Origin of the sequence: Falsiroseomonas oryzae, assembly GCF_027856955.1 — a bacterium.
In the GTDB taxonomy this organism is placed as follows: Bacteria; Pseudomonadota; Alphaproteobacteria; order Acetobacterales; family Acetobacteraceae; genus Falsiroseomonas; species Falsiroseomonas oryzae.
Window position 1 is genome coordinate 1 of the sequence record NZ_JAPSMD010000920.1, and the last position, 821, is coordinate 821.

An 821-nucleotide genomic window follows, 5' to 3' on the forward strand; every position below is an offset into this window, starting at 1 on the left:
AGGCGGCGGACATCCACACGCGCTCGCGCCAGCCCGGCGCGCGCTCGGCATAGCGGAAGCGGTCGGTGCGCGCGGGGTCGTCGCGCCACGGCGCGCGCGCCAGCAGCCGCGGCAGGGCCACGCCGATGAAGCGCAGGTCGGCGCGGTTGGCCAGGCCGCGCCAGCGCCCGTGGTCGGGCCCGGAGAGCGGTGTCGCCACGTCCTGCACGGCCTGCAGTTCCGCCCAGCCCTCCACCTCCAGCAGTGTGGGATGCGCGCTGAGCACCACCGGCGCGAAAGCCGCGGCACCGATCGCGGCGAGCGAGGCAATGGCGGAGACATCGTCGGTCGGCGCGCCCGGGCCGGGGCGGTGCCGCACCTCATGGTCCACCACCAGCACGCCATAGGGCTCGCCGCCCGGCATGCCGAACTCCTCCTCGTAGACCAGGCGGAACAGCGTGCTGCGGTCGAATTCGGTGGCGCGTTCCAGGTCGCGGCAGATCTCGTGCCAGGCGGCCGGCAGCACGCGCACCTTCACGCGCCGCCCGGGCTCGATGCCCTCGGTCAGCCAGAAGAGGCCGCGCCAGCTGCCCTCCAGGCGCTGCAGGCGCGGATGATGCAGGATGGCGTCGAGCTGGGCGGCGATGATCCGGTCCAGCGTGGCGATGTCGCGGTCCAGCGCGCCGCGCAGCGCCTCCGCATCGGCCAGCAGGCGCGGCGCCGCGGCGCCGAACCAGTCGCGCACCGCATCTGCCGCGCTGCCACTGCGCGCGAAGCCGGCGACGCGGCCGGCGGCCTCGGCATGACGGTCGCCGAAGAAGGCGCCGGCCAGCACGGCGTCG

At 75.6% G+C, this 821-nt stretch carries 1 protein-coding gene; it reads right to left on the bottom strand.

The genetic code is table 11. The annotated features are described in order from the left end of the window. A partial coding sequence (locus OZN99_RS32690) for a type VI secretion system contractile sheath domain-containing protein (RefSeq protein WP_270939339.1) occupies positions 1-821 on the bottom strand: 821 nt, incomplete at both ends.